Raw genomic sequence first — 12,934 nt, forward strand, 5'->3', positions numbered from 1 at the left:
CTCTGTAGGGATGTTCGGCCGATCACGTCTCGCCGGGAAGGGGAGGAAGGGCCACGTTGCACTGGGCAAAGCGCGGCCTGCGCTCCTGTCGCTGCTAGGCGGCCTTGGCGATTCTGGCGAGGAGAGGTTGGACCTTATCAAGGAAATCGGCATTACCACAGGCAAAGCGAAGCTTCGAAGACAGATCGGTCCGGTCCCAATCGATCGTAGCGGAGACCCCGAGGTTGGCGAGAATGGGTAGCGCAGCCATCACATCCCAAGTGGAATCTCCCAACGACAGATATCCATCCGTTTCGCCCATCGCGACCTCGACCAGCGAGAGAGTCGCGGCACCGCAAAGTCGGAAGCTGATCTGAAGTTCGTCCGAGAGAAAGCGGATCACCTCTAGTCGGTCCTCCGTTGATGCGGACGGGTGGAAGCTGAAGCCTGTAGATGCTCTCGACATATCCAGTGCGGGCAGTGGCCTGATCGGTTTGCCATTGAGCATTGTCGGTACGCTCTTGCCACCGACCAGGGTCAGGTCCCGCAAGGGCGCGTGGATCACACCAAATGATGGACGATTGTTCTCGAAAAGGCCTATTGATATGGCCCAGTTCTGGCCTCCGCGAACGAAGTTGAACGTTCCGTCGATCGGGTCGATAACCCAGATACGACCGGAAGTGCCAAGAATCTCGCCGCTTTCTTCACCCAGAACGCCGTCCTCCGGGAACGCTTCGCGCAACTTGGCGATCAGGAATTCTTCAAGCTGCTGGTCGGCTATGGTGACTAGGTCGAGGTGGCCTTTCGCTTGAACTGGCAAGGTTGAAAGCGACCGAAAGTGATCGAGCGCCAGCTCGCCCGCCTTGCGGGCGATGCCTTCGATTATGCCAGCGATATCGGGACCCACAGTTGTCATCGTATCTCGCTCAATCATTGGCCGCTTCCTTGAGTCTCGCCACCTGCGCAACATCATCACCAAGAAGTTGGTCCAACTGTCCCTCGCGAACCCACTGAAGCACCTGTGTCTCCACATCGACACCGTATTTCATGAGCTTTTCGTGATAGCCTGCAGGGAGATAGCAGAACGCTGCAATGCCCTCGTCATGAAGCTGGTGGGCCTCGCCGCTGGCAAAATGATAGACTTCGATATTCATCGCGTCGAGATTCGCCTGCCGGGCAATGGCCGCCGGATCGATTAGGCGGGAGTGCATCAGGCCGACGGTCGGAACTTCCGGTATCGCTTTTTTGACCGCCTTGAGCTGGACGTAGTCGAACGAGGAGAACTGAAGCAAGTCGGCGCACCCCAGTTCATCGATGAGCGCCCTGAGCTTCAGAAAGATGACGTCATTACGGTCGTATATCTTGAGTTCGAGCTGGTAGATGATGCCAAGCTCGCGGGCGAGTTGCAAAGCATCCTTGAGCAGCGGGACCCGTTCCCCGCCAAATTCCTCGCTGAACCAGCTTCCGGCGTCGAGCTTAGAAAGCTCGGAATAGGTCATGTTCTGCACGATGCCATGACCGTTTGTCGTGCGATCGACGGTCTTGTCGTGCATCAGAACCAGTTCGCCATCACTCGTGATGCTGAGATCGGTCTCGCAGGTAGTAAGGTGACCGCCGAATTCGAAAGCCTTCCTGAAGGCTGCAAGAGTGTTTTCCGGTGCGCCGGCGCTGTGACCGCGGTGGCCGCCGATACGCATGTTCTCAATGGTCATTCTGAGCGGGTTCATTCGCATTTCCTTTGTTAACGGAGCCGTGCGTCGAGACGATCGCGCAGATAGTCGCCGAGCAGGCTGATGGAGAGGGTCGTGAGGACGATGACAGCGCCAGGAAAGGCGGCGAGCCACCATGCAATTGCGAGATAGTTCCGGCCGTCGGCCACCATCAGGCCCAGGCTGGTCGCCGGCGGCTGGATACCGAGGCCGAGGAAGCTCAAGCCGCTTTCCAGCAGGATGATTTCTGGGAAGTTCACCGTGAACTGTACGATGAGCGGGCCGGCGATGTTGGGCAGCATATGACGGAGGTAGATGCGCATCGGCGGAACGCCGACGACGCGGGCCGCTTCCGCGTATCCCTCCTCCTTTGCGCTGAGGACCAGTCCGCGAGTCAGTCGCGCATAACGTTCCCAGCTCGCAAAACCGACGAGGAATACGAACAGAAGGGGGCTTGAGCCGAACAGCGCAAGCACGCCGAGGGCGATAACGATGAATGGGATCGACGCCATCGCGTCGGCGAACCCCATGATGATATTGTCTACCCATCCGCCGAAATGTGCGGCCAGAAGTCCGAGGGTCGTTCCGACCAGTGCGCAGATCAACGAGCCAATCAACGCGATCATTAGCGTCGTCTGCGTGGCGACCAGCAGGTTGCTGAGAACGTCGCGCCCGAGATAATCCGTGCCAAGCAGATGGCTTGACGACGCGAGGGGCCGCGCGAAACGCGAAAGCGGATCCTGGCTGAGATAGTCGAATGGTGCCAGCCACTGCGCCGTAATGGCGACAAAGACGACAATGCAGATCCACAGGCAGCACAGTGCGATGCTTGCAGGCATTCGATGGAATGGAGCCCACATCGTGTTGCGGAACGAGCGGGGTGAGGTCGCGGCCGTCATATCAATGCTTCCTGATTTTCGGATTGGCGACCGCATAGAGCACGTCGACGGTCAGATTGATGATGACCATGAAGGCGGTGAACAGGATGATCATCGCCTGCACGACGGGCAGGTCCCCGGTGCTGGTGGCGCTGACGAACCCGCTCCCAAGCCCGGGCCAGGAAAACACAGGCTCAATCAGCGCGGCGCCGCCCATCAAGCCGCCGGCGACGAAGCCGAGGGTAGTCACCATCGGGATCGCAGCGTTCGGAAGAGCATGACGAAGGATGATCTCCCAATTCGGGATGCCGTCACCACGCGCGGCCGCGATGTAAGGTTGCCCCAGAACATCGATCAGGGTCGATCGCATGAAACGGGCTATTGCGGCTGCATTGAACAGCGCGAAAGTCGCGACCGGCAGAATCGCATGCTTCCAGGTGGAACTGCCGGAGCTTGGCAGCACCCGCAGCCAGACGGCAAACATAAATACGAAGACGAGGCCGAGCAGAAAGTTCGGCACGCTGTATCCGAGCACGGCCCCGGCCATGACGCCCTTGTCGATCGTAGAATCGCGCCGAACAGCGGCAAGGATTCCGGCCGGAATCCCGATAACAATGCTCAGAACGAAGGCCGGCACAGTCAAGGCAAGTGTCTTCGGGATCCTTTCGCCGACAACGTCAAAAACTTCCCGTCCATCGGCGAACGAGATACCGAAATCACCTCGAAGTGCATTGGAGACGAAGAGCAAATATTGCTCCGGGAGCGAACGGTCGAGGCCCCACTTGGCGTTGAACGCGGCAAGCGCCTCCGGTCCCGCATTGTCCGAGAGCATTTGTTGGGCTGGATCGCCGCTCAAACGTAGAATGATGAAGACGAGTGTGACCGTGAATGCAAGCACCACGAGCGCCCGGACTATGCGGGCAAGGATGAACCCAGTCATCATGCCGTTTCCTTCTGCGCCATTGTTGCGTCCATATGTGCAGAAACTTCCTCGGCCCGGTGACAAGCTGCCTGCTGATTGCCGACGGTGGTGAGGCTCGGCGTCTCGATCGCACATCGGTCAATCGCGAACGGACAGCGTGACCGGAATGCGCAACCTTGCGTCACCTTTCCAGCGTCCAGCTCTCCTTTGATCGGCGGCTCGATATTGCGGACCGTTGGATCCATGGTCGGCACCGAGGCAAGCAGCGCGCGCGTATATGGATGTCGCGGATGTTCGTAGACGGATTTGATGTCTCCGGTCTCGACGATGCGGCCGAGATACATCACGGCGATGCGGTCGACGAGATGCCGGACGATGCGCAGGTCGTGCGTGATGAAAATGTAAGCGAGATCGAGTTCCTGCCAGAGCGATCGCAGAAGCGCGACGACCTGGGCTTGCACGGATACATCGAGAGCGGACACGGCCTCGTCGAAGACGACGAGCTTCGGGTTAAGGACGAGAGCGCGGGCGATGACGACGCGCTGCCGTTGGCCACCCGACATCTGATGCGGATACCGGTTCATCATTGCGCTCGGCAAGCCAGTCCGTGTGAGCATCGCGGCGGCCCGCTCATAGGCTTCCGCGCGACCAGCGATATCATGGACCAGCAATCCTTCAGCGACCTGTTGTCCGATCGTCATCTGCGGATTAAGGGCCGACAATGGGTTTTGTTGAACCAGGGAGGTTCGAACGCGGAACCTCGCCCAGTCCTGTGCGCGACGGTCCTTGTGGTTGACGCCCTCGAACCACACATCGCCCGTTGTGGGCGTGGTTAATCCAAGAAGAAGTCGCCCAAGGGTCGACTTGCCGCTTCCCGACTCGCCGACGACGCCGATCCTCTCCCGCTGAGACAGTTCGAAACTGATGGAGTCGGTCGCAAGCTGGCTGGTGGACTTGGCGAAGAGGCCGACCTTGTGACGAAATGCCTTGGTAAGATCACGGGTTTGAAGCAGGGGTGCGTTCATGCGAGCACCGGATGGAAACAGGAAGCCTCGTGGACAGGGCCAATCTTGGCGGGTGTCGGAATGCTAGCGGCACATTCTCCGCTTCCGCGCAAACAGCGCGGATGAAAGTGACAGCCCTCAGGAAGGTTGTCGAGAAGCGGCACGGATCCGGGGATAGGGGTCGGGGGGGCAAGGTCTTGCGGATCTATGCTCGGCATGCAGTCGATCAGAGCACGGGCGTAAGGGTGAGCCGGACGCTGAAGCAGCTCCGCCACGGGTGCGGTCTCGACGATCTTGCCGCAATACATGACGGCTGCCCTGTTCGCCAGGCGGGCGATGACGCCAAGATCGTGGGATACGATCATTAGGGCCATCCCGGTTTCTGCCATCAATTCTTCTAGCAGATGAAGGATCTGCGCCTGCATCGTCACGTCCAGCGCCGTCGTGGGCTCGTCGGCGATCAACAACTGTGGCTTCGCCGCGAGGGCGTGCGCGATCATCACGCGCTGGTTCATGCCACCCGAGAATTGGTGTGGGTAGGAGCGCAGGCGGCTCTTGGCGCGGTCGATGCCAACCCGTTCAAGAAGCCTCATGGCCTCGAACTGGGCATCGCCGCCCTTGAGGCCCTGATGACGGTAGAGGGCGGACTCCAAGTAATAACCGATCGTGTGGACCGGGTTGAGACTGCTGGTAGGATCCTGGAAGATCATTGCGATTTTCAGATCGGCGGCTTTGCCGGGCTTGGTCTCGTCGCGCGCTAACTCGATGCTCCCGCTTGTTTGCATGATCCCGCGCGGAAGCATGTTGGCGACCGCATAGCACGTCATACTCTTGCCACAGCCGGATTCGCCCACCAGACCGAGCGTTTGTCCGGCCTCAAGGGAGAAGCTGATTCCATCTATGATTTTTATCTTCCGTGCGGGGACCTCGACGACAAGGTCGCGAACGCTCAAGAGCTTTGGCATAGGGTTAACTCCGGAAGACGGTGCGCACGAATGCGCACCGCCTACGCGCTGGAATGTCGTTAGGAGAAGCTGAGGTTGTTACGGAATTCCATCATCTCGAAGCCGATCGGCTGCCAATGGACATCCTTGCGAGCGGCGTAGACATCGAACGGCTGGTATAGGATGACGGCGGGTGCTTCCTCCTCGAAGATGTCCCGCATGCGGTTGTAGGCGTCGAAGCGCTCCTTGCCGTCGGGCAGTTGCGAGACCTTCACGCACAGCTCGTTGAATTCTGCAGGGGCTTTCCATCCCCACCGCTTCTGCACTTGCCCCCTGGGGCCGAACTCGCAGACCATCGTCGCCCAGGCGTCCGTCAGCCACTGACCATTGGACCAGTTCCTGATGTAGCTGTCCGGGTCCTTCGGAGCCGCGCCCGGCGCATAGACCTTTGGCACGACATTGACGCCGATCTGCTTCCACATCTCGATCATCATCATCAAGGCTGGCACGGCGTTGGCGTAGTAGTTGCCCATCGTATGGTAGGTGATAGGCGAGCCGTCGTAGCCGCTTTCCTTCACCAGGCGCTTGGCTTCCTCAATGTTGTATTCCATGGCAGGTCGATCCGGATCGAAGGTCTTGCCATAGTTCGGAAAATTGAAGCCGTGCGGGATCGACGCCTTGTTTTTCCAAAGGGATTCGACCATCACCGGACGATTGACTGCGAGGGACAGCGCACGTCGCAGGGTTTTCGATTTGAAGACTGGCTGGTTCATGTTGAACGTGAACATGTGGAAGTTCTCGACAACATTTCCACGTGTTTCCAGGTCGGAGTAACCGTTCACGAGTTCCATGTCGTCCGGTGTCAGCGTCGTGACGATATCGTACTCACCGCTGATCAGGCCGGCCACGCGAGTGGCTGGCTCCGCGACGAGCTGATATGTAATTTTCGAAGCTGTCGGCTTGACACCCCAGTAGTCGTCGTTCGCTTCGACGACCACGCGATCACCGGCGATTGCCTCAACAAACTTGTACGGCCCCGTTCCGATCGGCTTGTTGCCGAAGCCGACGGCTCCAAGGCTCTTATAGTGGTCCTTTGGAACGATGCGGCCCATCCAAGATGCCACATAGTTTTCAGTCAGGTGGCTGGGAGTCTTGGTACGCAGCACCACCGTGTACTTGTCTTCGACAATGGGTTCATCGAAATCGAGCGAGTAGGCCGCGCCGAGCGGGATTGTCTTGATCGCGTCAGGCCCCCAAAGTCGCTCCGAGGAGAATGTGTAGGCGACGTCGTCCGCAGTCATTTCGACGCCGTTGTGGAACATCACTTTCTGCCGCAGCTTGAAGCGCACCGAATTGCCGTCGATACGTTCCCAGCTTTCGGCAAGCGCAGGCACCAGGCCGATTCCGTTTCCCGGCGCGCCATTACCGAAGAAGTCGCGCGCGATCAGCGTGTCGAAAATCTGGTTGACGATGCGAGGGCCGACGTTGCTGATGGCGTTTATCGGCTCCAGCGTAGCCGGCAGGCCGTTCACGCCAATCTTGAGCGTGCGGCGTTCCTGTGCGAACGCGAACTTCATGCTTGTCGTCGTTGCGAGCGCCGCGACGCTCGCTCCGATGATGAAATTTCTACGGCTGGTCGTAAGCATCTAATGTCTCCTGCTTGGCAAGATGCTGTTGATGGATAAGGGGGATCCGATTCAGTTCGCGATGACGAACTTCTTGCGCAGCTTCTCTGGGGCCGCATCGATGATGGATCTCGTGCCGCGGTCAGTAACGATTAGGCCGACGTCTTCGATTCTCGCGACCACGGACAGGCTGGACTTTGTGAACTTCGAATGATCAGCCACGACGATGACCCGTCGCGACACTTCCATCATGACTTTCGCGATACTCGCGTTCACAGGCTCTACGGTGCAGACCAACCCCCGATCGACGTCGATCGATGCCGCGTTGAGGATTAGCTTGTCGACGTTGAATTGCCGAATGAACTGCTCCGCCAGCGGGCCACGGAAGGAATGGTTTGTGTCGGTGTATTCGCCACCGACCGAGTAGACGCTGTGCTGCCCGTCGCGAGTCAGTTCCGCAACGATATCGAGACCGTTCGAAATGATGGTGAGGTTTTTACGCCCAGCCAGCTTCTTCGCAACTTCCAGCGCTGTGGTGCCGGCGTCGAGAAGCACGGTATCGCCATCTACGATCATACTCGATACGGCGTTGGCGATCGCGACCTTCTCTTGCAGGTTCCAGACGGAGCGGGCAGCATTCGTCTTGTCCTGCGCCACCTGATTGATGCCGACGGCACCGCCATGCGTCCGGCGGAGCAATCCAGCCTCCTCGAGTTCACCAAGGTCACGGCGAACGGTCGCGACAGAGATGTCAAACCGCTCGGTCAGGGTGCGGATGTCGATGAAGTTATGCTCTCGCAACATCTCCACGATCTTGGCCTGGCGGTCTTCAGCTTGTGTCAACACGTCACGTTTCCTTTGTCGGATATGAAGCATTTCGATCACGCGTGATCGATATCTATCGTCACTAGATGACAGTCATATGACGGAAAACGGGCCTTTTGCGAACAAATATGTTTGTGCAATGCGTCAATTCTGTACTGCGTCGCGCAAAAAACATAGCGTGTGATCGAAATCGATCACTGCTTCAGAATAACTCACTCGGGCCATAAGTACGTATGATCGACCGTTGTGACGGGCCTCGATATCCAGGGGCCGGGTCCGTAGTGATCCGGGCGTGAAAGCCGACGCGACCGAAAGCCTGTGTCGGTTCCTACGCAAGCTGAATGGGTGGACCCTAGCTTTGCCATTTGCCCAACGAAAAAGCCTGGCTGGCGTCCTCGCTGCCATAGTGCCTCATGCGTCGGTCGACATTTCAGGCAAGTGGATTGCGGGCGATCTCCGTCGGACGACCAATTCCCGCTGTACGAGGCCGCGTTCCGGCAAGTGCGCGATAAAGTCGTGTTCCGACAAGGGGCACGTATCGCGAAATTGCTGAATGTATGAACGTTTTCCCGTTGCGCTACTTTGAACGGCAGAACGCCTGCGTCGCCCATGGCATAGGACTTTGCAACGACAATCCACTATTCATGCATAAACGTGGCTTTGACGTTGGCGGGCACGACGGCGTGGATGAGGAGAACATAGTCTTTTGCGTTGAGAGCTTTGTCGGCGATCCGTATGGAGGGAAGGCGTGGCGCTTTAGGAGCAGATTCTCGTCACCGCAAATGGCCCGTAAAACTGTCCGGTTACGTGTACGAGGAACAAATTCTTTAGGTATTTAGGGGGGGATTTGCCTGGTTTCGGCTGCCCCGTAGACCTGATGCAAACAGCAGTTCGGCTTGTCGCCCACCCAGTTCCGTCCATGGCGGCTGCCTGTCGGCGAATACTTCCGCCTGTCGAAATATGAGTGCGGCCCCTTGTGAAAGGGCCGCATCTATCGCTAAGCTAGGTCATCGTACGGACTTAAATGCCGCACGCAGCTCTTCTGCAAATAACTGGGGCTGTTCCCAAGCCGCGAAGTGGCCACCCTTCTCCACCTGGTTGTAGTAGTAGAGAGATGGATAAGCTTGCTCGCTCCAGCTTTCGGGCGCACGGTAGATTTCCTTCGGAAATACTGAGATGGCCACAGGTACCTTGATGTCTCTGGTCTTTTGCGCATCAGCACTAAAGTTATTGTTGTTGTTCTCCCAATAGAAACGAGATGCTGAAGCTCCGGTGTTGGTCAACCAATACAACGTGATGTCATTCAACATCTCGTCCTTTGTGAATACTCGCTCCGGATTGCCATCGCTATCGCTCCACTGGGCGAGCTTCTCGTAAATCCAGGCGGCAAGCCCCGATGGCGAATCTGCAAGAGGGAAGCCGATCGTCTGGGGTCGCGTAACCATCATAGCGCCGTAGGCAGCGTTACGGCCGAAGAAGCTGCTCAGCGATTGATACGCTTCTCGTTCAGGCGCAGTGAGTTCCGCAGGCGCCGGCTCGCCGCTGTTGATGGGTTTCAGCAGATTGCTGGGAATGGTCGCAGGCATGTTCAAATGGATGGCGCGCAGGCCCTCTGGCGCTTGACGGGCTAACGCGTCGGAGATGACCGAGCCGTGGTCCCCGCCCTGCGAGACGTAGTTCTTGTAGCCGAGGCGCTTCATCAGAACATCCCACGCTTTGGCAGTCCGATCAGGCCCCCAGCCCAGTTCGGTCGGTTTTCCGGAAAAGCCGTGTCCGGGGATCGACGGAATGATCACGTCGAACGCGTCATCTGCGCTGCCGCCGTATGATGTAGGGTCGGTCAGAGGTCCGATGGTCTTGATGAATTCAAACATGGACCCCGGCCAGCCGTGCGTCAGTAGGAGCGGCAAGGCATTCGGGTGGCGCGATTTGACGTGGATGAACTGAATGTCGACGCCGTCGATGTTTGTAATAAACTGCGGCAGAGCATTGAGTTCCGCTTCGGCTTTCCGCCAATCGTAGTCGGTCCCCCAATAGCGAACCAATTCCTGAACGCGAGCCAGTTGGATGCCCTGAGAGTCGTCATTGACGGTCTCCTTGTCGGGCCACCGGGTCTCGGCGATGCGCCGACGCAGGTCGTCGAGCTGAGCTTGCGGGACGTGGAACTCGAAGGGACGAATGCTCTCGTCCGTTGTCGCACTTGCCGCAACCGTAGAGTTTGCGTCAGCGGCATTTGCAGACAGTACATAGCCAGCCGGCAGGAACAGCATTGAGCCGAGTGCCACTGCTATGATCCTGTCCGCTGTCCTGCTGCGAGTATTAACCTTTTCTGATTTGGTCATGAAACACTTCCTATGTTCTCGTCGCTGTCGTGACGTCCGTCGACGGGGGAAACCTGATCGCTTGAGGTATCCGCTGTGTTTCTCGGTTGGTCGGAAATGTAACAGAGCGTATAGGTTGCGCGGGGGGTAGGGAGCTAGCGGACGCCGTACATCATGTGACTGATAAGTCGCGGACTCGGTCTCGCGCGAGACGGACAATTGTTCAACTTCGTTTGGGGGGGGCGGGAACGGGTCCATAGCTTGTTGTCCGCTTTGTCGCGCGTCGTTCCTCACGTTCGCAGTGACAAACGTGGGGCCGCAGAATAGAAGGCAGTGATCCTACCGGCTCTGAACACGAAGTTGTGGGTCACGATAGTCGGATACTGATGGTACGGCGTTAAATAGACAGCCTTCAAAACTGGCGCTTCAGTGCCGACGGCTCCCTATCCGGTCCGGACATAAGAGTTGGAGAGAATGATTATTCTTTGACCCGCGGCGTCCCGAGAGGATGTAGCAGTCGCCTTGCTTTCTATTCTGATGCTGGAGCACGGTCCGAAACCGTAAGGTCGCGGACCGTTTCTGATGGTCTACGGCCTCACAGTTGTCGGTTCTTTCCGGCCGCGATGCCAACCAGAGCCATGAAGCCACTCGCCACGATACATAAGACGAGCGGCAGCCCCCAGCTTCCAAGAGCTTCATGGAGTCCTCCGATCAGGGGTGGGCCGGCTGCGGCCAGAAGGTAACCGATGCATTGGGCCATGCCGGAAAGCGTTGCCGCGTCGGAGGCGTTTCGCGTGCGCAAACTGAGAAAAGCGAGCGCCAGTATGAGCCCGCCTCCTGCGCCGAAGCCAAAGAGCAGGATCCAAATCACGGCCAACCCCGGCGCGATCAACAGACCGAGCAATCCAGATGTGATGCTCAGTGCTAGACCGCAGGCGAGCCCGCGCTGGTCCTTCAGTCGGGTGATAAGTGGAATCAGTACAAGGCCCGGGATTGCTGTCGCGAGAAGAAGTACGCCGTGCATCGTTCCGGCCTGTTCGGCCGAAAAGCCTGCGTCGCGGAGGATTTCCGGCAGCCAACTGACACCAACATAATAAAGGAGGCAATCCAAACCGAGAAATCCAGTGACCTGCCATGCGACAGGAGACCGCCAAACTGATGCCCCGTTTTTGCGTCTCGTTGCGGTCGTAACTTGTTCAGCTCGCCTTCCAGACTGAGGGAACCATGCGAGTGATGCCAGTATTGGTAAGATCACTGTGATTGCAGCGACGTATCGCCAGTCGTTACCCGACAGGTGCGAGAGCGGGACCGCAAGTGCAGATGCCGCGGCGGCCGTTACGCCCATCGCGAGGACGTAAGTAGCCGTCAGCGGGCCAACCTTGCTGGGAAAATCGCGCTTCAGGAAGCTTGGTAGGAGCACGTTTCCGACGGCAATGCCGCTTCCGACAACGGCGGTGCCGACATAGAGCATAACAACATGTCCAGTGGACCGGACGCAGATCCCAACCGCGATGAGGACTAGCGCCATCAACAAGGTGCGCTCAAGTCCCAGGCTCCTCCCGATGCTGGCGGCAATCGGTGAAACGATCGCGAAGCAAATCAGGGGCAAAGTGATCAATAGACCGGCTTGTAAGGCATTAAGCTCGAAGACGAGTTTTAGTTGCTCCAGCAATGGAGCCATGCTTGTGAACGGAGCCCGCAAACAGGCTGCGATCATCATGATGCCCACCAGAGCAAACGCGTTGATGTTCGAACGTCGAGGGGTTGTATCCAATGCAGTCATCAAAATTCTCCTGTTGATGCCTGCACGCTAGCAAGTTGTGTCGGTGGTGAATTTCGATAATATGTCAGAAAATATCGAGAAACGGTCATAGAAGAATGTCGGTTCTGGCCTACCTGAGGGCAAACAATGATCTTGATCGGATAATGCAGTCCGCGATTGCACTGCGCGCTCACGTTCCGGTAGATGATCGAGACCCTGAAATGCACTTTCACAGGAAGGGGCAACTCGTCGCCGCCCTCCGAGGCAGTGTGATATGCGAGGTGCCGACGGGACTTTGGATGGTGCCACCTCAATGTGGCGTTTGGATTCCGGGTGGTACTCCTCACAGTATGCGTGTCAGCGGCGGCACCGACTTGTTGCTTTTGTGCGTTGAACCAGATGCCGCGGGACTGCCGAAGAACTGCTGCACCCTCTCCATCACACCACTGCTGCGCGAGCTCATTGTCCGATTGTCCTCGTTGCCGAAATATTACGAGCGTGGCCAATCCACAGATCGCCTCGTTTGCGTTATGCTGGAGGAGCTCAGCGAGATGAGTGTCGAGGAGTTGTACTTTCCCATCTCGAACAACATTCGCATACGGAGGCTAGCCGATGAACTGGTTAGGAATCCTGGAGATCGGCGCACAGCCAAAGACTGGGCTGCGCACGCGGCGATGAGTGAACGGACCTTAACGCGTATCGTCTTGGAAGAAACCGGGATGACGTTTGGTCGGTGGCGGCAGCAACTGCAAATAATTGTCGCTTTGCAGTGGCTGTACTCCGGCAAGAGTGTTCAGAACATTGCTGAGGGCCTCGGATACGAGTCCGTTAGCGCCTTCATCAATATGTTTAAAAAGACTCTCGGAAAATCTCCTGCCCGCTACCTGGCGGAAACCGCGCGGTAACGCGGTGGGAACGCAATCGATTGTCACTTTCGTTGCGTTCTCCGATCGGATGCGAGCCAC

General features: G+C 57.7%; 11 protein-coding genes. 1 reads left to right on the forward strand and 10 read right to left on the reverse strand.

The annotated features are described in order from the left end of the window. Window positions 1–94 precede the first annotated feature (94 nt). The 10 genes from LAC81_RS30155 to LAC81_RS30200 form a co-directional block, all read right to left on the reverse strand. The gene (locus LAC81_RS30155; RefSeq protein WP_223728336.1) at window positions 95–913 is read right to left on the reverse strand and encodes an inositol monophosphatase family protein; all 819 of its coding nucleotides are present in this window, start codon (window positions 911–913) and stop codon (window positions 95–97) included. After that, window positions 906–1,706, reverse strand: a complete 801-nt coding sequence (locus LAC81_RS30160; RefSeq protein WP_223728337.1) for a glycerophosphodiester phosphodiesterase — start codon at window positions 1,704–1,706, stop codon at window positions 906–908. Before LAC81_RS30160 ends, LAC81_RS30155 begins: the two co-directional genes overlap by 8 nt. A gap of 14 nt (window positions 1,707–1,720) precedes the next feature. Beyond that, entirely contained in the window at window positions 1,721–2,587 is an 867-nt protein-coding gene (locus LAC81_RS30165) for an ABC transporter permease (protein WP_223728338.1), read from the reverse strand. Between the two features lies 1 nt (window position 2,588). Beyond that, entirely contained in the window at window positions 2,589–3,506 is a 918-nt protein-coding gene (locus tag LAC81_RS30170; RefSeq protein ID WP_223728339.1) for an ABC transporter permease, read from the reverse strand. Beyond that, complete coding sequence (locus tag LAC81_RS30175) at window positions 3,506–4,513, reverse strand: oligopeptide/dipeptide ABC transporter ATP-binding protein (protein ID WP_223728340.1); 1,008 nt, start codon at window positions 4,511–4,513, stop codon at window positions 3,506–3,508. The genes LAC81_RS30170 and LAC81_RS30175 overlap by 1 nt, the downstream gene beginning before the upstream one ends. Further along, window positions 4,510–5,457 (reverse strand): ABC transporter ATP-binding protein, encoded by a 948-nt coding sequence (locus tag LAC81_RS30180; RefSeq protein WP_223728341.1) that lies wholly within the window; start codon window positions 5,455–5,457, stop codon window positions 4,510–4,512. Before LAC81_RS30180 ends, LAC81_RS30175 begins: the two co-directional genes overlap by 4 nt. A gap of 59 nt (window positions 5,458–5,516) precedes the next feature. Then, window positions 5,517–7,082: an ABC transporter substrate-binding protein gene (locus LAC81_RS30185; protein ID WP_223728342.1), complete on the reverse strand. Its 1,566-nt coding sequence runs from the start codon at window positions 7,080–7,082 to the stop codon at window positions 5,517–5,519. Window positions 7,083–7,133: 51 nt separating this feature from the next. Next, the gene (locus tag LAC81_RS30190) at window positions 7,134–7,937 is read right to left on the reverse strand and encodes a DeoR/GlpR family DNA-binding transcription regulator (protein WP_223730361.1); all 804 of its coding nucleotides are present in this window, start codon (window positions 7,935–7,937) and stop codon (window positions 7,134–7,136) included. A 956-nt stretch (window positions 7,938–8,893) separates the two neighbouring features. Beyond that, window positions 8,894–10,228: an epoxide hydrolase family protein gene (locus tag LAC81_RS30195; protein ID WP_223728343.1), complete on the reverse strand. Its 1,335-nt coding sequence runs from the start codon at window positions 10,226–10,228 to the stop codon at window positions 8,894–8,896. A 574-nt stretch (window positions 10,229–10,802) separates the two neighbouring features. Beyond that, window positions 10,803–11,990 carry an MFS transporter gene (locus LAC81_RS30200; protein WP_223728344.1) on the reverse strand — a complete coding sequence of 396 codons (1,188 nt, stop codon included), beginning with the start codon at window positions 11,988–11,990 and terminating at the stop codon, window positions 10,803–10,805. Window positions 11,991–12,085: 95 nt separating this feature from the next. Here LAC81_RS30200 and LAC81_RS30205 point away from each other — a divergent pair, with 95 nt between their 5' ends. Beyond that, on the forward strand, window positions 12,086–12,874 hold the full coding sequence (locus tag LAC81_RS30205) for an AraC family transcriptional regulator (RefSeq protein WP_223728345.1): 789 nt from the start codon (window positions 12,086–12,088) through the stop codon (window positions 12,872–12,874). Window positions 12,875–12,934: the final 60 nt, after the last annotated feature.

The sequence above is a fragment of the Ensifer adhaerens genome (assembly GCF_020035535.1).
Taxonomy (GTDB): Bacteria; Pseudomonadota; Alphaproteobacteria; order Rhizobiales; family Rhizobiaceae; genus Ensifer.

What these genes read in the sequence shown, in the direction of transcription:
- LAC81_RS30155 (WP_223728336.1), bottom strand. Translation starts at nt 913, where the DNA reads ATGATTGAGCGAGATACGATGACAACTGTGGGTCCCGATATCGCTGGC.
- LAC81_RS30160 (WP_223728337.1), bottom strand. Translation starts at nt 1,706, where the DNA reads ATGAACCCGCTCAGAATGACCATTGAGAACATGCGTATCGGCGGCCAC.
- LAC81_RS30165 (WP_223728338.1), bottom strand. Translation starts at nt 2,587, where the DNA reads ATGACGGCCGCGACCTCACCCCGCTCGTTCCGCAACACGATGTGGGCT.
- LAC81_RS30170 (WP_223728339.1), bottom strand. Translation starts at nt 3,506, where the DNA reads ATGACTGGGTTCATCCTTGCCCGCATAGTCCGGGCGCTCGTGGTGCTT.
- LAC81_RS30175 (WP_223728340.1), bottom strand. Translation starts at nt 4,513, where the DNA reads ATGAACGCACCCCTGCTTCAAACCCGTGATCTTACCAAGGCATTTCGT.
- LAC81_RS30180 (WP_223728341.1), bottom strand. Translation starts at nt 5,457, where the DNA reads ATGCCAAAGCTCTTGAGCGTTCGCGACCTTGTCGTCGAGGTCCCCGCA.
- LAC81_RS30185 (WP_223728342.1), bottom strand. Translation starts at nt 7,082, where the DNA reads ATGCTTACGACCAGCCGTAGAAATTTCATCATCGGAGCGAGCGTCGCG.
- LAC81_RS30190 (WP_223730361.1), bottom strand. Translation starts at nt 7,937, where the DNA reads ATGCTTCATATCCGACAAAGGAAACGTGACGTGTTGACACAAGCTGAA.
- LAC81_RS30195 (WP_223728343.1), bottom strand. Translation starts at nt 10,228, where the DNA reads ATGACCAAATCAGAAAAGGTTAATACTCGCAGCAGGACAGCGGACAGG.
- LAC81_RS30200 (WP_223728344.1), bottom strand. Translation starts at nt 11,990, where the DNA reads ATGACTGCATTGGATACAACCCCTCGACGTTCGAACATCAACGCGTTT.
- LAC81_RS30205 (WP_223728345.1), top strand. Translation starts at nt 12,086, where the DNA reads ATGTCGGTTCTGGCCTACCTGAGGGCAAACAATGATCTTGATCGGATA.